The sequence below is a fragment of the Catenuloplanes sp. NPDC051500 genome (assembly GCF_044454585.1).
Classification (GTDB): Bacteria; Actinomycetota; Actinomycetes; order Mycobacteriales; family Micromonosporaceae; genus Catenuloplanes.
This window is the reverse complement of the sequence record NZ_JBITDX010000002.1, coordinates 544,247-562,152: the sequence shown is the minus strand read 5'-3', so window position 1 is coordinate 562,152 and position 17,906 is coordinate 544,247. Positions and strand designations below refer to the sequence as shown.

General features: G+C 72.3%; 16 protein-coding genes. 8 read left to right on the top strand and 8 right to left on the bottom strand.

The annotated features are described in order from the left end of the window. Nucleotides 1-77 precede the first annotated feature (77 nt). Nucleotides 78-758 carry an EcsC family protein gene (locus tag ACIA8K_RS05475; RefSeq protein ID WP_396055659.1) on the top strand — a complete coding sequence of 227 codons (681 nt, stop codon included), beginning with the start codon at nt 78-80 and terminating at the stop codon, nt 756-758. Here ACIA8K_RS05475 and ACIA8K_RS05470 read toward each other — a convergent pair. Further along, nucleotides 752-1,588, bottom strand: a complete 837-nt coding sequence (locus ACIA8K_RS05470; protein ID WP_396055248.1) for a GDSL-type esterase/lipase family protein — start codon at nt 1,586-1,588, stop codon at nt 752-754. The genes ACIA8K_RS05475 and ACIA8K_RS05470 overlap by 7 nt on opposite strands. 134 nt (nt 1,589-1,722) lie before the next feature. On the opposite strand from ACIA8K_RS05470, the gene ACIA8K_RS05465 reads away from it, so the two are divergent. After that, on the top strand, nt 1,723-2,982 hold the full coding sequence (locus tag ACIA8K_RS05465) for an aminotransferase class III-fold pyridoxal phosphate-dependent enzyme (protein ID WP_396055246.1): 1,260 nt from the start codon (nt 1,723-1,725) through the stop codon (nt 2,980-2,982). A 110-nt stretch (nt 2,983-3,092) separates the two neighbouring features. On the opposite strand, the gene ACIA8K_RS05460 is transcribed toward ACIA8K_RS05465, so the two are convergent. Together ACIA8K_RS05460 and ACIA8K_RS05455 are read right to left on the bottom strand one after the other, a co-directional pair. Next, nucleotides 3,093-3,545 carry a response regulator gene (locus tag ACIA8K_RS05460; protein WP_396055658.1) on the bottom strand — a complete coding sequence of 151 codons (453 nt, stop codon included), beginning with the start codon at nt 3,543-3,545 and terminating at the stop codon, nt 3,093-3,095. Between the two features lie 182 nt (nt 3,546-3,727). Next, entirely contained in the window at nt 3,728-4,549 is an 822-nt protein-coding gene (locus tag ACIA8K_RS05455) for a SigB/SigF/SigG family RNA polymerase sigma factor (protein WP_396055244.1), read from the bottom strand. A gap of 251 nt (nt 4,550-4,800) precedes the next feature. On the opposite strand from ACIA8K_RS05455, the gene ACIA8K_RS05450 reads away from it, so the two are divergent. The 5 genes from ACIA8K_RS05450 (at nt 4,801) to ACIA8K_RS05430 (ending at nt 8,298) form a co-directional block, all read left to right on the top strand. Further along, on the top strand, nt 4,801-5,334 hold the full coding sequence (locus ACIA8K_RS05450; RefSeq protein ID WP_396055242.1) for an RBBP9/YdeN family alpha/beta hydrolase: 534 nt from the start codon (nt 4,801-4,803) through the stop codon (nt 5,332-5,334). 30 nt (nt 5,335-5,364) lie between these two features. Next, complete coding sequence (locus ACIA8K_RS05445) at nt 5,365-5,862, top strand: GNAT family N-acetyltransferase (protein WP_396055240.1); 498 nt, start codon at nt 5,365-5,367, stop codon at nt 5,860-5,862. A 67-nt stretch (nt 5,863-5,929) separates the two neighbouring features. Beyond that, nucleotides 5,930-6,541 (top strand): hypothetical protein, encoded by a 612-nt coding sequence (locus ACIA8K_RS05440; RefSeq protein WP_396055238.1) that lies wholly within the window; start codon nt 5,930-5,932, stop codon nt 6,539-6,541. Nucleotides 6,542-6,611: 70 nt separating this feature from the next. Continuing rightward, nucleotides 6,612-7,757, top strand: coding sequence for a PP2C family protein-serine/threonine phosphatase (locus tag ACIA8K_RS05435; protein WP_396055656.1), 1,146 nt, complete (start codon nt 6,612-6,614; stop codon nt 7,755-7,757). Nucleotides 7,758-7,806: 49 nt separating this feature from the next. Then, nucleotides 7,807-8,298 (top strand): MarR family transcriptional regulator, encoded by a 492-nt coding sequence (locus tag ACIA8K_RS05430; RefSeq protein ID WP_396055236.1) that lies wholly within the window; start codon nt 7,807-7,809, stop codon nt 8,296-8,298. A 218-nt stretch (nt 8,299-8,516) separates the two neighbouring features. Here ACIA8K_RS05430 and ACIA8K_RS05425 read toward each other — a convergent pair whose 3' ends face one another. The 5 genes from ACIA8K_RS05425 to ACIA8K_RS05405 form a co-directional block, all read right to left on the bottom strand. Further along, on the bottom strand, nt 8,517-9,392 hold the full coding sequence (locus ACIA8K_RS05425; protein WP_396055234.1) for an NAD-dependent epimerase/dehydratase family protein: 876 nt from the start codon (nt 9,390-9,392) through the stop codon (nt 8,517-8,519). After that, nucleotides 9,389-10,684, bottom strand: coding sequence for a cytochrome P450 (locus ACIA8K_RS05420; RefSeq protein WP_396055232.1), 1,296 nt, complete (start codon nt 10,682-10,684; stop codon nt 9,389-9,391). The genes ACIA8K_RS05425 and ACIA8K_RS05420 overlap by 4 nt, the downstream gene beginning before the upstream one ends. A gap of 28 nt (nt 10,685-10,712) precedes the next feature. Then, nucleotides 10,713-12,179: an AMP-binding protein gene (locus tag ACIA8K_RS05415; protein WP_396055230.1), complete on the bottom strand. Its 1,467-nt coding sequence runs from the start codon at nt 12,177-12,179 to the stop codon at nt 10,713-10,715. After that, nucleotides 12,179-13,183 (bottom strand): 3-oxoacyl-ACP synthase III family protein, encoded by a 1,005-nt coding sequence (locus ACIA8K_RS05410; RefSeq protein ID WP_396055228.1) that lies wholly within the window; start codon nt 13,181-13,183, stop codon nt 12,179-12,181. The genes ACIA8K_RS05415 and ACIA8K_RS05410 overlap by 1 nt, the downstream gene beginning before the upstream one ends. 146 nt (nt 13,184-13,329) lie before the next feature. After that, nucleotides 13,330-15,387, bottom strand: a complete 2,058-nt coding sequence (locus ACIA8K_RS05405; RefSeq protein WP_396055226.1) for an amylo-alpha-1,6-glucosidase — start codon at nt 15,385-15,387, stop codon at nt 13,330-13,332. 397 nt (nt 15,388-15,784) lie between these two features. Between ACIA8K_RS05405 and glgX the strand changes: the two genes are divergently transcribed. Beyond that, entirely contained in the window at nt 15,785-17,905 is a 2,121-nt protein-coding gene (glgX, locus tag ACIA8K_RS05400) for a glycogen debranching protein GlgX (protein WP_396055224.1), read from the top strand. The last annotated feature ends 1 nt before the right edge of the window (nt 17,906 follow it).

Below are 17,906 nucleotides of genomic sequence, written 5' to 3'. Positions count from 1 at the left end.
TCTCCCGGAGCGCACACGTGACCGTACCGCCGGATGGGTTTTCCGCCGCCTCAGCCGCCGCCGATGACGACGACCCGATCGTCGAGGACGAGACGATCGCCACCCCGCCCGGCAAACTGTGGGACCGGATGAAGAGCGATCCGCAGTACGCACCGGAGCACCTCGCCCTTGAGGCGGTGCGCCGGCTCGGCCCGCAGGCGCGCGACTGGGCGGAACGGTCCCGCGCGGCCCAGCCGGGGCTGCCGGCCGACGTGCTCGCCGAGCGCGCCACGAAGCGGTTCCGCACCCACGCGCGGCTCTCCGGCGCGGTCTCCGGCGCGGCCGGGCTGCCCGGCGCCGTGGTCGACGTGGGCGTGCTCGCCTGGACCCAGGCGCGGATGGTGCTTCACATCGCGGCCGCGTACGGCATCGACCCGACCCACCCGGACCGGGCCACCGACCTGCTGGTCCTGCAGAAGGTGCACAAGGCCGCGGAGACCGCCCGGACCGCGCTCGGCGTGGCCGCGGGCCGGGAACGGGCAAGCGCGCTCTTCGCCCGCGCGGGCGGCACGCCGATGGCCGGCGTGATGCTGCGGCTCGGCCTGCGGCTGGCGCAGATGGCCGGCGTGCGGGCGGCGAAGCGGATGGTCGCGAAGGTCGTGCCCGGCGCCGCGGTCGTGCTCGGCACCTGGGCGAACTCGAGCGCCACCACCTCGCTTGCCAAGCGCGCGGTGGAGATCTACCGGGACACGCCGCCGCGGGCGCTCGCCGCTCAGTAGGGGTAGGTCTTCTCCGCGATCGCGGCCTGACCTGCGACGTTCGGGTGGAAGAAGTCGAGGTGGTTGACGAGGTCGAGCGTGAACCGGACACGGTGCACGGCGCCCTCGTCATCCCGGCAGCGCTCGCCGTACGCGCGGCAGGCCCGGCGCAGCTCGCGGTTGTAGTCCTCGATCCGGGTGTCCACCGCGCGGCGGCGGTCCCGGTCCGCGTCCGCCACCGAGGCCGGGTTCGCCAGCATGCTCGGGCAGATGCCGTGGTTCCAGGCCGCGACCGCGCGCTCGTCCGTGTGCCCGGTCTCCCACAGCCGGTAGACGTCCGGCACGCTCGCGACGAGCACCTCCGCGTCCGGCAGGCCGTCCTTGAGGCGGCCCAGCGCGGCATCGACCTGCTTCCTGAAGTCCGCGACCGGTGTCATCGCCTCCAGGCTGGGGCGGCAGGCGTCGTTCGCACCGATCAGGACTGTCACGTACGCCGCGTTCACGCCGACCGCCTCGTCCGCCTGGCCGCGCAGGTCGGCGGCGCGCGCGCCCGGCTCCGCGAAGTTGTGCGCGTTGTCGGTCATCGCCGCGTTGCCCGTACGGATGCGCCGGTAGTGGCTGTTCACGTCGTCGTCGAAGCCTGTGGACCAGGAGTTCCGCAGGCAGGACAGGGGCGGGCCGCAGGTGCCGTAGCCGGCGGTAATCGAGTCGCCGAGCGCGGCCATCGAGCCGGGCAGGTCGTCGCGCGGCGGCTCGTTCGGCTCGCCGGGAGCGCTGCCGGCCTCGCCCTCGCAGGCCAGCGCCACCGCGCTCAGCACCGCCAGGACCGCGACCTGCAGGCGTCGTGACATCTACGATCCCCCGATGCTGCGGTGCGTGATTGACCTGTGACTTTACGGGGTGAGGGCCCTGGGAAGTATGCCAATCTATCTTCCGGGGGACCCCGGAAAACGTTATCTTGAAAGGCCCGAGCCGGAGGGCTGCCATGATCGATCGCGGTCGTCTTGCCACCCTGCTGGCCCGGGAGCACGCCACCTACGCCGACCGCAATCCGCGTTCCGTCGCCGCCCAGGCGCGCGCCCGGCACCTCCTCGGCCGGGCTCCGGCGATGCACAGGACGCCGCTTCACCTCAGCGGCGCGCATGGCGCGCACGTCACCGACCTTGACGGCCACGACCTCACTGACTTCTGCCTCGGCGACACGGCCGCGATGGCCGGCCACTCGCCCGCGCCGGTGGCCGAGGCCCTGCGCCGCGCCGGACTGGGCATGATGCTGCCCACCGAGAACGCCGAGAACGCCGAGAACGCCGAGGACGCGGAGGCGGTCGGTGCGGAGCTGGCCCGGCGCTTCGGGCTGCCGCTGTGGGGCTTCGCGCTCACCGCTGCGGACGCGAACCGGTGGGCCGCCCGGCTGCTGCGCGCGGTCACCGGACGGCAGGTGATTGTGGTGCACGCACACAGCCGTGGCGAGGACGGGCGGCCGCGTGACCGGGCCGGAACCCGGGTGGTGGAGTTCAACGACGTGGACGGCCTGGCGCGGGCGCTTGCGCACGACGACGTGGCGGCGGTGCTGATGGAGCCGGTGCTGACCGGCGCCGGCCTGGTCACGCCGGAGATCGGCTACCTGGCCAGGGTCCGCGAGCTGACCCAGCGGCACGGGACCTACCTGGTCAACGACGAGACGTACACGTTCTGCGAGGGGCCGGGCGGCGCGACCCGGGCCTGGGAGCTACAGCCGGACGTGGTGACGATCGGGAAGGCGATCGGCGGGGGAGTGCCGTCCGCCGCGTTCGGCATCACCTCGGAGCTGGCCGACGCGCTCGCCACCCGGCCCGGTCTGGACCTGTCCGGCGCGGGCGGCGACGCGCTGTCGATGGCCGCGACCCGGGCGACGCTCACGTCAGTGCTCACCGACGACGCGTTCACGCACATGATCTCGATGGCCCGCGCGTTCGCGGCCGGCGTCCGCCTGGTGCTGGACCGGAACGGCCTGACCTGGTCGGTGTGCCAGCTCGGCGCGCGCGTGGAGTACCGGTTCGTCTCACCGGCGCCGCGCAACGGCTCCCGGTCCGCCGCCGCGGCCGACCCCAAGCTGGAGGACTACCTCTACGTCTACCTGGCGAATCGGGGCGTGCTGCTGACGCCGGGGCGCACCGCGGCACTGATGTGCCCAGACACCACGCTCGACGACGTCGCCCGGCACCAGGAGGCGTTCAGCGGGGCCGTCAAGGAACTGGTGTCCTGAGCCGGCGGGACCGGCTCCGGAGCGACGTGCGGAGCGCCAGCGGAGCCCGGCGCTCCGGTTTGCCCGCGGGAGCGTGCGGGCCGGACCACCGCGGGAGCGGGAAGATGATCTTAGGACCAGGACTGCTTGGGAAGTACGACGATCTGGCCGAAGAACTCCTCGATGTTGCGGACCACGTTCTCGAACTCGTCCAGGTCTATCGGCTTCGTCACGTAGGCGTTGGCCTGGAGCGTGTAGCTGGACAGGATGTCCGTGTCCGCCTTGGACGTGGTGAGCACCACGATCGGGATCAGCCGCAGCCGCTCGTCCGACTTGACCTCGGCCAGGACCTGCCGGCCGTCAACGCGAGGCATGTTCAAGTCGAGCAGGATCAGGTCGGGGCGGGCCGCCTCCGCGTGCTTGCCCTCGCGGCGCAGGAACTGCAGCGCCTCCTGCCCGTCGCCGACCACGTCGACGTGCTTGGGGTTGCCGGACGCCTCCAGCGCCTCCTCGATCATCAGCACGTCGCCCGGGTCGTCGTCGACCACGAGGATGCGAACCGGCTGTGTGGAGGTGGACATCATCACCGGTGGTCCTCTTTCGTTCGCGTGCGGGACAGCAGTCTATGACACCCGCACCGCGTTACCCGCTGATGAGGGGCCGCAATCGCGCTTTCCGGAGGGCCGGTGGGACGTGCCGCGGATACAGGCGTGCCGGCCAGGCACGGGGGAACCTGGCCGGCACGCGGTCCGAAGGTGTTGCCTGTTCAGCAGCCGTCGGGGCCGAAGTGGCCGCGGAGCTTGGTCAGCGCCCTGGTCAGCAGGCGGGAGACGTGCATCTGCGAGACGCCGATCTGGTCGGCGATCTGCGACTGGGTGAGGTTGCCGTAGAAGCGGAGCGTCAGGATCTTCTGCTCCCGCTCGTCGAGCGTCGCAAGCGCCGGGCCCAGCGCGACGCGCAGCTCGGCCAGCTCGAACTCACGGTCGACGCCGCCGAGCGTGTCGCCCAGCTCGGTCGAGCCGTCCGCGGTGGCCGGCAGTGAGAGCGAGGTGGCCGTGTAGGCGCGGGCGCCCTCGAGGCCCTCCAGGACCTCCTCCTCCGTCACCTTCAGGTGCGCGGCGATGTCCGCGACCGTCGGGGAGCGGCCCAGCGACTGCACGAGCGAGCTGTTCGCCTCGGAGATGGACAGCCGCAGCTCCTGGAGCCGGCGCGGGACCCGCACGTCCCAGGTCCGGTCGCGGAAGTAGCGCTTGATCTCGCCGATGATGGTCGGGATCGCGTAGCCGGCGAAGTCGACACCGCGCTCCGGGTCGAACTTGTCGAGCGCCTTGATCAGTCCGATCGTGGCGGTCTGCTCCAGGTCGTCCATCGGCTCGCCACGGCCGGAGAAGCGCAGCGCCAGGTGGCGGGCAAGAGGCAGCCACGCCTCGATCGCCTTGTCGCGCAGCGCGTCCCGGGACGGGTGTCCGGCGGGCATGGCGCACAGGGTCTGCAGGAGCTCGGTTGCCTTGTCCGCCTGGGCGGCGCGGCCGAGCGTCGGAGCCTTGATGTCCGTCGTCGCCGTGTCGGACGTCGTCGTTGCCGTCATGGTGGTCCTCCCAGCACCTCGGGTACCTCCGGGCCCCGGGGGCGCAGTCGACGGTTGGTGCACGCTATCGACCGGGGGCTCGGCGCCGTCATTACTAGCCGTCGCGCACGTACCCCAAACCATCTTTTTCAAAAATTATTTGTCATCCACCAATCGAGTTGGGCTACCATGTCGCTCCGTGATTGGGCAACTACTGTTTGTGACGGACTTCCGACTCCCAACGGGAACGATGACTGTCTATGATGTTGCCCGTGGCACGGATACTTCTCGTACCCGGGCGAAGCGCCGCCTCACCCGATCACTGGCAGTCCCGCTGGGCCGCCGGCCACCCGGAATACCACTGGGTGCCCCGTCCCGGCGGCCCGCTGTTCGACCTCGACCTGCGCGTCGCCGCGCTGCACCGGGCGGTCACCGCGTCCGCCGAGCCGGCCGTGCTTGTCGCGCACAGCGCCGGGTGCATCACTGTCGTGGTCTGGGCGAGCCTGCACGCCGGGCCGGTCAAGGGCGCGCTGCTCGTCGCGCCCCCCTACATCGATCCGGAGTGGAAGCCGGGGCCGGACGATCCGGACGAGCCCGCCATCGACGTGCCCCGGCATGCGCTGCCGTTCCCGGCGATCCTTGTCGCCAGCCGCACCGACCCCTACGCGGAGTTCGAGGAGTCCCGCGACTACGCGGAGGACTGGGGCGCGCAGCTGATCGACGCGGGTGACGCCGGGCACCTGCACAGCGCCGCGGGGTACGGCCCGTGGCCCGCCGGCGAGCAGCTCCTCAAGAACCTGCTGTGAGAAACAGCCCGCGCTGGCTAGGGTCGAGTGATGATCACGGTGCGGCGGGCGGAGTCAGCGGACGCGGCGGAGCTGGTGCGGCTGCGGGCCGTCATGATCCGGGACGCGTTCGGCGAGGGTGACCCGCCGCAGGGGGAGTGGACAGGCATCGCGGAGCGGCAGTTCCGGGTGCGGCTCGGCGACTCCGCCGGGCTGCTCGCCGCGTTCGTGGTGGACCGGCCGGACGAGCCGGGCCTCGCCTCGTGCGCGGTCGGCGCCGTCGACACCCGCATCGCGAGCCCGCAGTCACCGACCGGGGAGAGCGGTTACATCTTCAACGTGGCCACCGACCCGGCGTACCGCGGCCGCGGCTACTCCCGCGCGTGCATGGAAGAGCTGATCGAGTGGTTCGCCAAGCGCGGCGTCGCCTGGGTGTCGCTGCACGCGTCGCCGAGCGGCGAGGCCGGCTACCGGGCGCTCGGCTTCACGCCCCCGCGGCACACCGCGCTGCAACTCGACCTGTGGAGCCGATTCGCTCAGGAGGTCTGAGCCCTGGCCGATCCGTGAGGTCGCCACCGCCACGGACGGCGGCCGCGGACCACGGAGGGCGGGGACAATGCACGCACGATTTATCGGCCTCGGCATCGCCGGGGTGGCGACGGTCATCGCGCTCTCCGGCTGCAGCGTGCTCGGGCTGAGCACCGAGAGCAGCACCGCCGGGTCCGGGTCCGACGCCGCGGCCGGCGGCCAGGAGTGGGGGGCCACCCGCGTGCTCACCGGCACGCCGACCGGCAGCCCCACACCCGCCGGTGTCCCGCTCAGCCCCACGCCGACAAACGTGCTCACGATCTCCGCGGACCCCACCGCCTCGATCAGCCCGGTCCCGCCGGAGTGCATCGGCAACCTCCGGCCGAACGTGCTCAACGGGCTCAGCGTCACGCCCGGCGCCGGGCAGGCGACCGTCACCTGGGTCAATGTCGGGGATCCGACTGTGGAGTCGTACCGGCTCGCCGCCATCCCGCAGACGATCTACCACGGTGAGCAGAAGCCGGCGGACTGGAAGGCGGTCCCGGCCGGCGAGGGCTGCACCACGATCACCCAGACGGTGACCGGCCTGACCAAGGGTGAGCCGTACATCTTCTGGCTCGACGCGATCGTCAACTCCTACGAGTACGGCGTCGGCCGCGACATCCAGATCGCGCGCTCAGCCCCGATCGTTGTCCTGTGACACTGGTTTCGGTCCTGAAACGTGCCTGGACCGGCGGCCCGCCCGCTGGCAAGGTGGGGCGGGGGTGGTGATGCCGATGGCGGCTGACGACGATTTCGGTGCGCGGCTTCGGGCTGCCGCCCCAGACCTGCTTGTCGAGGCCGCGGCGGAGCACCTCCGTGAGTGGCACGGCGTCGACGCGGCGGACGTGCTCCTCGCCGACTACCGCATCTCCGGACTCTGGCCGGTGCTCGACGCCCACGACGACGACCCGATCGGCGGCAACCTGCGCGACCGCGGCGCCTCCGCCCGCTGCTTCGCCGGCCAGCAGCCGGTGATCGAGGGCAGGCGGGTGTTCCTGCCGCTCACCGCATGGGGCGAGCGCGTCGGCGTGCTTGTGCTCGACGGCGACCGCCTCGACCTGGACCGGCTCGCCGAGAACGCGGACGAGTTGGCCGTCGCGCTGCGCGCCGCGGACCGGGACACCGACAGGTATCGCCTGGCCCGCCGCCGCGAACGGCTCACCATGGCCGCCGAGATGCAGTGGGACCTGCTGCCCGGCCGCAGCCTCAGCCACCCGCGCTTCGAGCTGGCCGGGCAGCTCGAACCGGCGTACACGGTGGCCGGCGACCACTTCGACTGGGCCGTCACCGACGAGAAGCTGACACTCACAGTGATGAACGGGAGCGGCACCGGCCTGGCCGCGTCCGCGCTCTCCAACCTCGCGGTCAACGCCATGCGCAACGCACGCCGGTCCGGCGGCGACATCGTCGAGCAGGCCGAGCTCGCCTCCGACACGGTCTTCGCCCACTACGGCGGCGACCGGCACGTGGCCACGCTGCTCCTGGAGGCCGACCTGGCCACCGGCCGCGTCTCCGCAGTCGACGCCGGCTCGCCACACGCGTTCCGGATCCGCGGCGCCACGCTCTCCCCGATCACGCTCGACCAGCAGCTCCCGCTCGGCATGTTCGGCGAGGCGCAGTACTCCACCCAGGGCTTCATGCTCGAACCCGGCGACCGCCTCTTCATCGTCAGCGACGGCGTGCACGCGGCAGCTCCCGGCACCCGTCAGGCCTTCGGCCAGGCAGCGATGATCACCGCTATCCGCGCCACCCGCCTCCAGCCCCCCGCCGAGGCCGTCGGCTCCGTCATGCGCGGCCTGCAGGACTACCACGAGGACGCCGACCCCGACGACGACGCCGTGATCGTCTGCCTTGATTGGCACGGTGTGGACTGATCGGCCCTCATCGGATTGAAGAATCCGCCGGAGGGTATGCGCCTCGGTTATGAAGAGCGTGGGCGATCTGGCAATCGCCGTGGAAGCGGCCGTCGGGCCTCTGCTCGACGTGATCGACTCCGCCCGCCTCGACCCGCGCCTCCCCGTCTCCGCCACCCAGTTCCGCGTCCTCACAGTTTTGGCCCGCCGCCCCGGCCTGACGCTCGGCAGCCTGGCCGAGGCCCTCGACGTGGTCCCGTCCTCGGCCAGCCGCCTCTGCGACCGCCTCGCCGCCACCGGGCTCCTCACCCGTACCCCCGACCCCCGCGACCGCCGCGAGGTCCACCTCACCCTGACCAGCACCGCGACCGGCCTTCTCGAGGACCTCAGGCAACGCCGCTGCCAGGCCATAGAGACGGTCCTCACGAAGATGCCCACCGGCTCCCGCCGCTCCTTGCTGCGCTCCCTCACCGCCTTCGCCGCGGCCTCCGAGGCGCTGACCGCAGACCTGATCGAGGCCGAGATCATCACCCCCACCGCCGACGGACTCGGCGTCGCCTGATCAGGCGCGTGCACCGGGCGCCCGTAGCCGCCGGTCCCGGTGTCCCGGTCGAGTGCGGTGTTCAGACGCCGGTTCCAACCCGAAGATCAGATTCTTTTCCCACTCTGTGGGTGGTTGCGGCCCGCACGCTCCCGCGGGCTCCGGTTCCGCAGTGGTCGGGACGACCCGCCCGCCCGCCGGTCGTGCGGGGGCGTGGCGCTGGCCCGCACGCTGATCGCCTACAGGCCCGACGCCAGGAGAAAGTCGTCCAGATCGAGGCGGGGTGACCATCCCTGTGCGCGTGCCCGGCCGATGTCCAGCACCAGCCCGTAGGCCAGCTGCTCCACGGCATATCGGGTGATCTCCGAACCCGGCATCAGCACGGCCGCGGCAAGCGCGACCGCGGTCGGGACCTGCCTGATCCGGACCCCTGGGAGAACCCGGGAGACGACCTCGTTCCGGCGGTAGGGACGCGCGTCCGCGATGTTGTACGCGCCAGGCGGCCAGCCGCCCGCCTGAAGACAGGCGTCCGCCAGGTTCTCCACCGCGGTGAGGCTGAGCTGCACGTCGGGTCCGGGCAGCCGGATCACGCCCCCGCGGACCGCGCGCCGCAGGCGGGGGAGCAGATGCGGGTCGCCCCGCCCGTAGACCGCGCGCGGCCGCAGCACGACGGCCCCGGCCCGCAACGCCAGCCGCTCGCCGGCGGCCTTGGTCCGGCCGTAGGCGGTGCGCTGTCCCGCGACCGGATGGTCCTCGATGACGGTCCCGCTGTGCACCTGGTACACACTGCCGCTGCTCACCCATACGACCGGGCGACCGTTCGCGGCGTCGAGCAGCCGCTTCGCCCCGTCCACATTGACCGCCCGGAACTGTTCCCCGGCGCGTCTGCCGCGCCCCGGATCACCGACTGCCGCGGCCAGGTGGACGACGAGGTCGGCGCCGTCGAGATCGGGCGTGTCGGTGGCCGCGTCCCAGGGAACGTGCCGGCCGGCCGGGCCGGGCCGGCGCCCGAGGCAGAGCAGGCCGGCACCCCGCCCCGCGACGGCACGCGCCACCTGGCCTCCGCAGAACCCGCTCGCACCGGTGACCGCGACACGCATCCCGGCCTCGATCATGGGCGTGCGCCGTCCGGGCTGCCGGCGGCCGGCACCGGAGTGTCCACCTGGGCCTCCGGCCGGCCGGTGAGGCCGGCTGTGGCCCTGATCCGGAGCATCCGCCAGCCGGGGAGCGCGGCCGTGCGGTCGGGGCGGGCCGCGACCACCACCGGGCGCAGCGGCGCCAGCGCGGCGAGCACGTCGCGGAGTTGGGCGCGGGCCAGCCCGGCGCCCGGGCAGGCGTGCGGCCCGGTGCCGAAGACCAGCTGTGCCACGTGCGGCGGCGCGGGGTCGGCGGGGTCCGGCCCGCTGTGGTGCGCGCCGGTCGCGTGCCGGGTGACGAGGATGAGACGGTCGCCACGCGCCACCGGGCATCCACCGATCGTGCCGTCCGCACCGGCGGCCCTGGGCAACAGCGGCGTCGGCACGATCACCCGCAACAGCTCCGTGACCAGCGCGTCCAGACGTTCGCCCTCGCCGGCGGCATGCTCCCAGAATGCGTCGTCGGCACACCAGGCCACGGCCCGCGGAACCGCGGCGACCGTGGTGTTGATCGCGGCCACCGCCAGCATCGCGGCCAGCCCGGCACCCATCTCGGGCCCGGTCGGCGCGGTCTCCGGTGTGGCTGCGCTGCTTGGTGTGGCTGCTTCGGCCGGGGAGGTGTGTGGCACGGCCGGCCCGGTGACCGGGCAGCCGGAGGCCCGCGCGGCAGCGGGGGGTGCCGAGGTGCGCAGCGCCGCCGAGAGCAGCGCGGTCAGGTGGGACGCCGTGGTCGCCGGGTCGTGGCCGCGTCGTGCGGGGAGGCGGAGGCCCGGCAGGTGGGCGCGGGCCGCTGCCGCGGCGGCGTCGCGGGCGGCCCGGGACAGCGCATGCGGATCGGCCTCGATGCCGAGCAGCGCGGCCGCCGTGCTGCCGGCCAGTTCGGAGGTGAGATCGACCAGGTCCACCTCGCCGCCCGCGTGCAGCACCGCGAGACGCCGGTCCAGTACCGCCCGCCAGATTGGCCGCAACCGTTCCACGCCGCCGCTGTTCAGGCGCGCCGCCAGGTCACGGCGGGTGGTGCGGTGGGCGGTGCCGTCCTGGTCGAAGAGGAGATCGGCGTCGGCGAGGTTCCGGGCGATGGCACCGGTGGTGCCGTCCGCGCGGCGATCCAGGGGGAGGCGGGTCATCGCCTCGATGAACTCGTCGGTGCCGTTGACCAGAAGCGTGCTGCCGAGCCGGGTGACCGGCCGGCGGCGCACGGCGGCGAGCAGCGCGAACAGGAGCGGGTGCCCGCGCAGATAGACCCGCCGATCCCGGGTCCGGGCCTTCACCGGAGGTCCTGGTCGCGGGTCCGGGCCGTCATCGGGTGTCCGCGATGTGGGCGGCGGCCAGCGCGGAGGCGGCGGCGCGGTCGGGTTTGCGGGAGCGGCCGGAGGTGGGGACCGGGGCGAAGACGAGGTGGTCGGGGCGGGCGTCGCCCATGCGGGTGAGGGGGTCGCGGAGCGCGGCGCGGACCGCCGTCTCGGAGGCACCGGGTTGCAGCTCGATGACGGCGGCGACTGTCTCGTCCTGATCGGCTGCGGGTACGCCGACCAGCAGCGCGAGCGCGACGCCGGGTACGTGGAGCGACGGTTCGTACAGGCCGGGGTAGATGTTCTCGGCGGCCCGCAGGATCATGTCCTTGGCGCGGCCGGAGAGGATGACGTGCGGGGTCTCCAGGCGGGCGATGTCGCCGGTGGACACCCATTCGTGCGGGGCCGCGCCCAGGTATCTGTCGCACATCTGGGGTGCGCGCAGTTCCAGCACTCCGGCGGCGTCCAGGCGTGCGGAGACGCCGGGGAGCAGCGCGCCGAGCAGGTCGCCGCCGCCGTCGAAGGCGATCTTCTCGCGGGATTCGACGGCGGCGGCCGGGAAGACCTCGGTCAGTGCGTAGACGCCCCAGGCCTCGGTGGCGCCGGCGTCGCGGACCCGGCCGAGCAGTGCGGCGGAGACCGGCGCGGAGCCGCTGTAGACCCGGCCGGAGAAGCGGGTGCCCGCGTCAAGTGCGGCCCGCAGTTCCGGCGGTGTCAGGTAGGTGGCCTGCGGGTGCAGGTGGGCGAGCTGCCGGGCGAGGGTGTGTGGGCGTCCGGCCGGCATGGCCACCGGCGCGCCGGCGACCAGGGCGGGTGCGAGCACGAAGAACGTGCCGCCGGCGACCGGTGACTCCGCGTCCGGGCGGACCAGGTCGGTGACCGCCTGCATGCCGGCGTCCAGACCGGCCCGGCTGTGTACGACCGCGCGCGGGCTGCTTGTGGTGCCGGACGTGAACACGATGACCGCGTCGCCGTCGCCCTCGTAGACCGGCGGCGGCGGGCCACCCGGGATCTCCAGCGCGGGGGCCGCACCCGGCCAGCGGCGGCCGAGCGTGGCGACCGGGGCGAGGTCGCCGAGTGGCGGGAGTGCGAGGTGGACGCGGCGGGCCAGCGGCGCGGCCCAGGAGGCGAGCGCCTGGGCGGCGCCGTCCGCGACGACGAGCGCGGGGGTGGCGAGGCGGAGGCGGGCGAGGAGCACGTCCGGGCCGGCCTGCGGGTCGAGGATTGCGGTGCGCAGCCCGAGCCGGTGTGCGGCGAGCATCAGCGCGAGCGCGGCCGGGCCGGGGATCGCGGCGACGCCGAGTGTGTCGCCGGCGCGCAGGCCGCGGTGGTGAAGCGCGCGGGCGTACCCCTCGGTGAGGTCGTGTAGTTGTCCGCGGGTGGCGCGGGTGCGGGGGCGGCCGGCGCGGGTGGTGCCGAGGATGGCCGGGCGGTCGGTGTCGTGGGCGAGTACGGTGCGGAGCCGGTCGAGCATCAGGCCTTCTCCCACACCATGGTCATCATGCTGATGCCGCCGCCGAGGCCGACGAGCAGCACCCGGTCGCCGGTCTGGAGATCGGGGAAGATCCGGGTCAGCTGTACGCCGAGGCTGGCGCTCGCCAGGTTTCCGAGCGACGGGAGCGTGTGTACGAGCTTGTCCGACGGCACGCCGGTGATCTCCGTGAATCGTTCCAGGTACGGCCCGGTGACCTGGTGCACGAGCACGTGCCGGTAGTCGTCCCAGTCGAGGCCGGTGCGGGCGCTGACGCGTTCGATGATCCCGGCGCCGACCTTCTCGAAGACCGCGCGGAGCGTGTGCCCTTCGCCGCTGAACCAGGTGTGCTCGTCGCCGCGCGGGTGCCGGGAGCCGCCGCCGGGGATGCCGCCGACCTGCCAGTGTTCGGAGTGCGTTTCGGTGTCTATGTCGAGGATGCCGCCGGTGTTTACCTGTTCGAGAAGCACTGCCGCGCCGCCGTCACCGAACGTGTATCCGGCGAACGCGTCCCGGACCTGCTGCATCCCGCTGAGCGTGCGGCGCATCGCGCGGGTGGGCGTCTCGCCGGTGACGACGAGCACTCGCCCGGCCCGGCCCGCGATGATCATCGACCGGGCCAGGTCGATGCCGTTGATGAAGCTGTTGCAGGCGTTCGTGACGTCGAGCGCGTGGGCGCGGGAGCCGAGCGCGGCCTGCACGATGTGCGCGGTGGCCGGTTCGACCATGTCGCGGCTGGCGGACGCGAAGAGCAGCAGGTCCACGTCGAGCGGGTCGAGGCCGGCTTCGTCGAGCGCGCGGCGGGCGGCGGTGACCGCGAGCGTGGACGCGTATTCGTCGTCGCCGGCGATCCGGCGCCTTTGCACGCCGGTGAGCTGCTCGAACATCCCGTCCGGCAGGCGCAGTCCGCTTGCCGTGGCCACCTGGCGCTGCAGGTCCGCGGTTTCCACCTCGCGGTCCGGGAGCGCCGATGCCGCCGCGGTGATGCCCACCCGAGTCATGATCATGCGCCGTAGCCTCTCGCAGCCCCGCCCCTCCCGGTATGAGTAGGGGAACTCAAATGTGCAGTTCAGCACGGGGCGTCAACGCGCGAAATACAGGAACGGACAGTTCGAGGCGCCATCCCGCTCGGGATGGCGCCTCGACGGATGATCTAGAGGCGGTGCCGGATCCGGTTCAGCTCTGCGACCGAGCGGGCGGAGAACGGGCAGCCGGTGGCCGCGTGCGGGGCGTCGCCTTCCGCGGTCTCGCTCACCGAGCCGAGACCCCACTCGCCGAGGTGCGACTCGAGGCCGGTCAGCACGCCGTCGGTGGGCAGCCCGGCCGCGATGCACGCGTCCAGGTAGGGGCCGATGAGCCAGGGCCAGACCACACCCTGGTGGTACGCCGCGTCGCGCACGATCCGGTTGCCGCGGTGGGTGCCCATGTAGCCGAACTCGCCAGGCGCCAGCGACCGCACGCCCATCGGGGTGAGCAGCGCGGACCCGGCGGCGCGGACCGGCCGTGGCGTGGCCTCCGCACGCAGCGGCGCGTGCGGCAGGCTGAACGCCAGCAGCTGGTTCGGCCGGAGGCTTGCGTCGTCGTGGTGGGTGCCGCCACCGAGCGGGTAGAGCGCCGGGGGCGCGTCGACCACGTCGTAGAGCCAGCCGTCGGGCGCGATGAACCGCCGTTGGAACGAGGCCAGCGCGGTGTCGTGCGTCTTGGCCAGGTCCGCGTTCTCCCGGCCGGAGGCGCGCAGCAGCGAGAGCAGCCCGGCCAGCGCGTTGACCCAGAGCGCGTTGACCTCGACCGGCTTGCCTGTGCGCGGCGTGACCGCGACGCCGTTGAGCCGCGCGTTCATCCAGGTCAGCGCGTTGCGGTCGGAGTCGTGGCGGAGCAGGCCGTCCGAGTCGCCGACGAGCAGCACCGGGGCCTGGCGGGTGGCGGGCGTGATCGGCATGAGCGCCTGGGTCGGCGTCTGGAGCATCGCGGCCAGCGCGGACCTCGCCACGTCCGGCTTCTGCTCGCGGGGCGCCGGGCGGGTGGCCGGCCCGAGGCCGACGTGCCGGAGCAGCAGGTCGGTAAGCGGGTCGGCGAGCGCGGCGGCCAGGTCGGTGTCACCGGTCCGGGTGACGTGCCGCTCGACCGCGTGGACCAGCCAGAGCGGGCCGTCCACCGGGTCGTGAAGCAGCCCGGCGTCCGCGGCCTCGATCGCCGCTGTGACGCGCGCCTGCAACAGCGCGGCGCCGTCCGCGACCCGGCCGGTGTCGAGGAACAGGCCCTCGTACGCGGTCATGGTGTCGCCGAGGTACGCGTTGAACCACGGGTATCCGGACACGACGTCCGGCCCGTTCGCCGTGTCGACGATGAAGGCGTCGGCGGCCAGCGCCAGCGAGGCGGCCACCGAGTCGGCCGGGTCGGCGCCGGTGATCAGCTTGTGTGCGCGGTCCCGGGCGGCCGCGACGATGATCTCGGCGGGCGGCGGCCGCTCGCCCAGGTCGCCGGACCAGGCGGACACCTCAAGTGCCTGGCCGATGTCGAGCGTGGCGGAGAAGGAGCCGGCGTGCCAGAGGTCCTCGGCCGGGTTGAGCCCCCGCTCGGCCTCGGCGCGGGTGTACGCGTCCAGGTGCCACTCGCCGCCGGCGGTCCAGCCGGGGCCGGCCAGCCGGTACGCGTCCTCGACCACGACGCCGTCCGCCACGTTCGCCACGGAGAGCGGCGGGCCGTCGGCGCGGCGCTCACCGTGCGCGTCCCGCCAGGTGCACATGGCGGCAAGGGACAGCTTCACCGGGCCGGGCGCGGAGATCAGGCGGTGCACGACGCCGAGGGACGACTGGCCGTGCGCCATCGCCAGCTCGCGCTCGAGCACCACGTCGCCGACCCGCCAGCGCCAGCGCGGCAGGCCGTCGAGCAGCTCGAACAGCTCCAGGTACGCGTGGCCGTTGGGCGCGATCGCGCCGGAGCTCCACTCATGCGTGTAGAGCTGCACCTTCGCCCCGGACGGGAGCGTGAGCGTGGCGTCGAGCGCGGCGAGCGCGACGTGGCGTTCGGTGAGCGCGGAGTCGGCGATCGCCAGCAGCGCGTGGTACCGCCGGGTGCGGAGGCCGGAGACCGTCCCCATCGCGTACCCGCCGACGCCGTCGGGCACCAGCCATTCGCGGGACGCGCCCGCTCCCTCCGAGAGGGAGGCGCAGACCTGGGGACCGAAGATCAGCGGTGCGTTCAACAGCACGGGCCCTCTGTGATTGAAAGAATCTTGACAAGACACATCGAGGGCCGCACCGTCCGGCGACGTGCCGAGTGCGGCGACGTCCCTGGAGCGGCGGAATCCCTGGAAAATAAGCAGGCGATGCGCTCGACGTTAGCAGCTTCCCGGCAAGATTTTGGGTCCGGCCGATGACGAAATTCAGCGGTACGGCGGGCGAAATCGACGCTCCGCCGGGCCGTGGATACGCGGGGGATTAAGCCGGTGACTCTCGGGGCATATGCGCCTCGCCCTTCGCGCGTCCCTACGGGCGGGCGGGGGTACGGGTGTCCGGGATCACCGTCGCGTGGCGTGGCGGCGGTGCGGGGCCGGTCCGGCGAGGATTGGGACGCGGACGTCCGCGAACTAAAGGGGGAGCTTTTACATGCAGACGTGGCCAGGACGGCGGTATCCCCTGGGTGCCACGTACGACGGCACAGGTACCAACTTCGCGATCTTCTCCGAGGTCGCGGACTCGGTGGAGTTGTGCCTGTTCGACGAGTGGGACATCGGTGCGGAGCAGCGGATCGAGCTGACGGAGGTGGACGCGTTCGTCTGGCACGCGTACCTGCCGGGCGTGCAGCCGGGACAGCGGTACGGCTACCGCGTCTACGGCCCGTACGACCCGTCCGGCAGCGGCGCCCGGTGCAACCCGCACAAGCTGCTGCTCGACCCGTACGCGAAGGCGGTCGACGGGGACGTGCAGTGGCACCCGGCGCTCTACGGGTACCAGATGGACGACCCGAGCCGGATGTCGGAGATCAACTCGGCGCCGTACATGCCCAAGGGCGTGGTGGTGAACCCGTACTTCGACTGGGGCAACGACCGGCCGCCGCGCACCCCGTACCACCACTCGGTGATCTACGAGGCGCACGTGAAGGGCCTGACGAAGAAGCACCCGGAGATTCCGCAGGAGCTGCGCGGCACGTATGCCGGCATCGCGCACCCCGCCATGATCGAGCACCTGCTCAAGCTGGGCATCACCGCGATCGAGCTGATGCCCGTGCACCAGTTCGTGCACGATCACCGGCTCAACGACCTGGGCCTGAAGAACTACTGGGGCTACAACACGATCAGCTTCTTCGCGCCGTACCACGGATATTCGGCTCTGGGTTATCTCGGCCAGCAGGTGCAGGAGTTCCGCGGCATGGTGAAGGCGCTTCACTCCGCGGGCATCGAGGTCATCCTGGACGTGGTCTACAACCACACCGCGGAGGGCAACCACCTCGGCCCGACCATGTCGATGAAGGGCGTGGACAACGCGGCCTACTACCGGCTCTCCGAGGAGGACCGGCAGTACTACGTGGACTTCACCGGCACCGGCAACAGCATGAACATGCGCGGGCCGCAGACGCTCCAGCTGATCATGGACTCGCTGCGGTACTGGGTGCAGGAGATGCACGTGGACGGCTTCCGCTTCGACCTCGCGGCCACGCTGGCCCGCGAGTTCTACGAGGTGGACCGGCTCTCCACGTTCTTCGAGGTGGTCCAGCAGGACCCGATCATCAGCCAGGTGAAGCTGATCGCGGAGCCGTGGGACGTGGGCCCCGGCGGCTACCAGGTCGGCAACTTCCCGCCGGTCTGGACGGAGTGGAACGGAAAGTTCCGGGACACCGCGCGGGACTTCTGGCGCGGCGAGCCGGCCACGATCGCGGAGTTCGCGTCCCGGCTCACCGGCTCGGCCGACCTGTACCAGGACGACGGCCGGCGCCCGTTCCACAGCATCAACTTCGTCACCTGCCACGACGGCTTCACGCTCAACGACCTGGTGTCGTACAACGACAAGCACAACGAGGCGAACGGCGAGGACAACCGGGACGGCGAGAGCCACAACCGGTCGTGGAACTCAGGCGTGGAGGGCCCGACCGACGACCCGGCGGTGCTGGAGACCCGCGCGAAGCAGCGGCGGAACTTCATGGCCACGCTGATGTTGTCCCAGGGCGTGCCGATGATCGGGCACGGCGACGAGCTGGGGCGCACCCAGCACGGCAACAACAACGCCTACTGCCAGGACAGCGAGATCGCCTGGATCGACTGGGAGAACGTCGACGAGCAGATGCTCGACTTCACCCGTACCCTCGTGGCCTTCAGGAAGAAGCACCAGGTCTTCCGCCGGCGGCGGTTCTTCACCGGCCTGCCGGTGGGTGGCCGGGGCGACAACGAGGCGCTGCAGGACCTGGCCTGGTTCACGCCGGACGGGCGTGAGATGAACGACGGCGACTGGGGCAACGACTTCGGCCGCGCGGTCGCGCTGTTCGTCAACGGCGACGGGATCAAGGAGCGCGGCCAGTACGGTCAGCGGCACCAGGACCAGTCGTTCCTGCTCTGCTTCAACGCGCACGACGCGCCCCTCGAATTCACGCTTCCGCCCGCCGAGTACGGGCAGAAGTGGGAGAAGGTCATAGAGACCGCCGAACCGTCACCCGACAACCCGGTCGTCGCCGAGGCCGGCGGCAGCTTCTGGGTGCCGGATCGCTCAATCGTCGTCTTGGACAGGACGGTCTGAC

Bases quoted from the DNA above. Each gene is read 5' to 3' on its own strand.
- ACIA8K_RS05470 (WP_396055248.1), bottom strand. From the start codon at position 1,588: ATGTCACGACGCCTGCAGGTCGCGGTCCTGGCGGTGCTGAGCGCGGTG.
- ACIA8K_RS05465 (WP_396055246.1), top strand. From the start codon at position 1,723: ATGATCGATCGCGGTCGTCTTGCCACCCTGCTGGCCCGGGAGCACGCC.
- ACIA8K_RS05460 (WP_396055658.1), bottom strand. From the start codon at position 3,545: ATGATGTCCACCTCCACACAGCCGGTTCGCATCCTCGTGGTCGACGAC.
- ACIA8K_RS05455 (WP_396055244.1), bottom strand. From the start codon at position 4,549: ATGACGGCAACGACGACGTCCGACACGGCGACGACGGACATCAAGGCT.
- ACIA8K_RS05445 (WP_396055240.1), top strand. From the start codon at position 5,365: ATGATCACGGTGCGGCGGGCGGAGTCAGCGGACGCGGCGGAGCTGGTG.
- ACIA8K_RS05440 (WP_396055238.1), top strand. From the start codon at position 5,930: ATGCACGCACGATTTATCGGCCTCGGCATCGCCGGGGTGGCGACGGTC.
- ACIA8K_RS05435 (WP_396055656.1), top strand. From the start codon at position 6,612: ATGCCGATGGCGGCTGACGACGATTTCGGTGCGCGGCTTCGGGCTGCC.
- ACIA8K_RS05430 (WP_396055236.1), top strand. From the start codon at position 7,807: ATGAAGAGCGTGGGCGATCTGGCAATCGCCGTGGAAGCGGCCGTCGGG.
- ACIA8K_RS05425 (WP_396055234.1), bottom strand. From the start codon at position 9,392: ATGATCGAGGCCGGGATGCGTGTCGCGGTCACCGGTGCGAGCGGGTTC.
- ACIA8K_RS05415 (WP_396055230.1), bottom strand. From the start codon at position 12,179: ATGCTCGACCGGCTCCGCACCGTACTCGCCCACGACACCGACCGCCCG.
- ACIA8K_RS05410 (WP_396055228.1), bottom strand. From the start codon at position 13,183: ATGATCATGACTCGGGTGGGCATCACCGCGGCGGCATCGGCGCTCCCG.
- glgX (WP_396055224.1), top strand. From the start codon at position 15,785: ATGCAGACGTGGCCAGGACGGCGGTATCCCCTGGGTGCCACGTACGAC.